A 3698-nucleotide genomic window follows, 5' to 3' on the forward strand; every position below is an offset into this window, starting at 1 on the left:
AGATATAACCCAAAAAACTGCTGAAAAAAGGGGCTTTGCGCCCCCTAAAAATCTTTAGTCAACGGCTTAAAAATCTACACCAGACTATAGACAATTACTAAACCCAAAACTGCGGCAAAAACAATTAAAGCGTAGAATTGGGCGCGACCATTTTCGAGGTATTTGAGACCTTCACCACTGACAAGAGTAGCTAAACCGGTTAAATTCACTGCCCCATCGATAACGCGATAATCCACTTCCATAATTTGCCGTGCGAGACGACGACAACCCTGGACGAAAACTCGATCATAGAGATTATCAATGTACCACTTGTTCAGGGAAAAACGATACAAAACGGGGAATTTTTCGGCAATAGTTGCGGGGTCAATTTTCTTCTGGAGATACATCAAAGAAGCGACAGTAATCCCGATTAAAGCAATCCCCACCGAATTACCCGCCATAATCAGAAACTCTGTCCAATCAAAAGCATGAACTTCTTCCACCACTTCGTTAGGAACATGAATAAAACCCTCGAAGAAATTCTGCCAAGGTTTACCCACCAAACCGATTAACAAAGAGGGAACCGCCAAAATCATGAGAGGTAAAGTCATAGTAATTGGCGATTCGTGGGGTTCATGGGCATGATGGCCGTGGTTGTCTTCTTCCTGTGCTTCCGAGTCTAATTGCTTAACATTCATTGCCCCCGGTCCAAAAGCCGGAATCGCGCCCGCATTGGCTAACAGTCGGCGTTTAATCTCCTTATTAGTGCCTCTAAACTCCCCTTCAAAAGTGTTAAAGTACATCCGGAACATATAAAAAGCTGTTAAACCCGCAGTACCCCAACCGATTAACCATAAGGACGGGTTCGCCTCAAAAGCTAAACCGAGAATTTCATCCTTCGACCAGAAACCAGCGAAGGGAGGAATCCCACAGATGGCCAGAGTTCCCACCAGGAAAGTTAGGGCAGTAATGGGCATATACTTGCGTAAACCGCCCATCATCCGCATATCTTGCGCTAAAACTGGCTCATGACCGACCACATCCTCCATACCGTGGATGACCGAACCGGAACCGAGGAACAACATCGCTTTAAAATAAGCGTGGGTCATCAGGTGGAATAACCCCGCACTATAAGCGCCGATACCCATAGCCATAACCATATAACCCAATTGGGAGATGGTGGAATAGGCTAAACCCTTTTTGATATCATTCTGGGTGAGGGCGATACTTGCCCCTAGGAAGGCAGTAAAGGCCCCCGTCCAAGCAATTACCGTCATCGCCGTGGGAATTGGCTCAAAAACGGGATACATCCGGGCAATCAGGAAAACTCCGGCGGCCACCATGGTAGCGGCGTGAATCAGGGCCGAAATCGGGGTCGGACCTTCCATGGCATCCGGTAGCCAGACATGAAGGGGAAATTGGGCTGATTTGGCCACCGGTCCCAGGAAGACTAAAACGGCGAATAATGCTGCTAAACTGCCGGCAATGGCTCCAGAAGAGACTAATTCCTCTAGACGTTCACCCATGATATCAAACTCGAAGCTACCAGTGGCCCAGAAAAGCCCCAGCATTCCCAGTAATAAGCCAAAATCGCCGACGCGGTTGGTAACGAAGGCTTTTTGACAGGCCTCGGCGGCCGCCGGACGAGTGAACCAGAAACCTACTAGCAGATAGGAACACATCCCCACCAATTCCCAGAAAACGTAGATCTGGACGAGGTTGGGACTGATGACCAAACCGAGCATAGAACTGCTAAAAATGCTCAGATAGGCGTAAAAACGCACATAACCGGGGTCGTGGGCCATGTAACCATCGGTATAAATCATCACCAAAAAAGCCACGGTGGTGACGATAACCGACATTAAAGCGCTGAGGTGATCGATCGTATAACCCATTTTCAGGTGAAAGTTACCCGCCGATGCCCAATCGATCATTTGGTTGTAGGGAGCGTGTCCATTGATTTGACTCCACAGCAGTGCAAAAGACAGCACCATCGACGCACCGAGGGTAGAAATGATTAATACAGCATTCGCCTGTCGCAGACGATTGGTGACTTCATTAAAGGAAATTAAGCCCGCGCCGACTAGGGTAGCGCCTACCAAAGGCAGGACGGGAACTAGCCACGCGTACTGATAAAGCGGTTCCATTCAGTAATACCTAGTTTACAACTTCACACTATTTGGTTTATCTTCATCTATTGTGACATAGGTTAATTCTTAAGAAAGTGTTTATACCTAGTTTTGCTCAACAGGGCGGCGAAAGGTCAAAGGAGCTTATCGATTTGGCAGTTTAGCGAGCGGGACGAAAGCACGACACTTCGACAGAGCTTCGGTGTCCACTAAAATCTTGACAATCTGGTTCTTCGTTACTTGGTATGGTTCGATAGGGTGGCATAAATCGACTAAATCCTTATCTGGCAAGAGATTTAATTGATTAGTTCGCTCTAGATCGAAAACAATTGACAAAAATCGCAGCAATGTCTGTCTCTATAAGGGTTTCATTCCTTATAACCCCGTCCATTGCATAAGACAAACCGAAGAACCGTTTTTTGTCCAAATTAGCAGCCGCAAACACGCACCCTACAATCTACAGACAAAAGATTATTTTCGATTACAATGTCGGCATGGAATAACCAGTAAAATAATCCGTAGGTTCGGTTAAACGAAGTGCAACCCAACACACAACATGAAGAATAACAGGGGGATGATGTTGGGTTTCCGTTGTCAATCCAACCTTGCAAGATAGGGGTACTGCTAGGCAGTGCCTTCGGCATCGCACTCAACCATTTATTTTTAGTAATTCACATCTTCATCAACTAAGCGTTGAAATTTATCAACAAGCTTGTTTTGAAGTTCCATAAAATCGTTGATGTCTTTTTCTAACTTGTCTTGGCGAATTTGACGAAATAGAGGGTTTGATTCATCCTCCATATTTTGATACCTTTCTTTGAGCAGTTTCATAAATCGCTCAAAAATGGCATCTAATTCATAAACTAACTCCTCTTTTTTGTGAAGTAAGAACTTAGCTGTATCGGCGCGACGGGCAGCTTTATCTCTTGTTAAATACTGATTACAAGTTTCTGTTAAAGCTTGCAATTGTGTTTCACGCAAAGTTTCTAAAGCTCGTTTCCGAAATTCGTATTCGGTTTCAACTAATGCCAATTGAGCTTTAACAATCGCTCTTTGAGTTTCACTAGGAAAAAATCGGGCAAGAAAACCCTCTCGTTTTTGTTCACTAAGCTGAATGGCTTCAATCTGAACTTGCTCGGCCCGTCGCATAATGGGCAAGTTAGTATTATGAAAATCATCATTTTTACTTAGGGAATAGCGTCTGTCAACCATAATTTAACTCCAGAAATCTGTTTGTCGTAAAAAAATACCATGAACTTGACTCATTTCTTAAGGGCGGGCTTCTTGAAAGCGAGTAGTACATTGTATTGACTCCCCTTTATTCAAAGTTTTGACCGTTTTGAGTATGGCTATTATCTTCTTTGGTCTGATTGGTCATATAGCCATTCATTGCGTCCAATGTATGTTGATAAGCTTCCTCAACTTTGTTAACTTTTTGGTGATGTCGAACCTCCTCTTCCACAATGGAAGGAATTGTTCGCTTTTCCATTTGGTTTTGCATTTCCTGCTTAATTTTCTGCTTGTAAACAGCGGGATTGAATTCTTGCCCTAATCGAGAAATTTCTCTACTTAATTGATTGGTATAGACTC

At 44.2% G+C, this 3698-nt stretch carries 3 protein-coding genes; all 3 read right to left on the reverse strand.

All coding sequences use genetic code 11. From position 1 onward, the window contains the following. Positions 1-74: 74 nt before the first annotated feature. Positions 75-2126: an NAD(P)H-quinone oxidoreductase subunit 5 gene (locus MICAI_RS09825; protein ID WP_008201087.1), complete on the reverse strand. Its 2052-nt coding sequence runs from the start codon at positions 2124-2126 to the stop codon at positions 75-77. Positions 2127-2771: 645 nt separating this feature from the next. Further along, a complete protein-coding gene (locus tag MICAI_RS09830) occupies positions 2772-3320 on the reverse strand; it encodes a hypothetical protein (protein WP_008201089.1) in 549 nt (182 codons plus the stop codon). Between the two features lie 106 nt (positions 3321-3426). After that, positions 3427-3698, reverse strand: a 272-nt coding sequence (locus MICAI_RS09835; protein WP_039899944.1) for a hypothetical protein, incomplete at its 5' end; no start/stop codon positions are given.

Source organism: Microcystis sp. T1-4 (assembly GCF_000297435.1).
In the GTDB taxonomy this organism is placed as follows: Bacteria; Cyanobacteriota; Cyanobacteriia; order Cyanobacteriales; family Microcystaceae; genus Microcystis.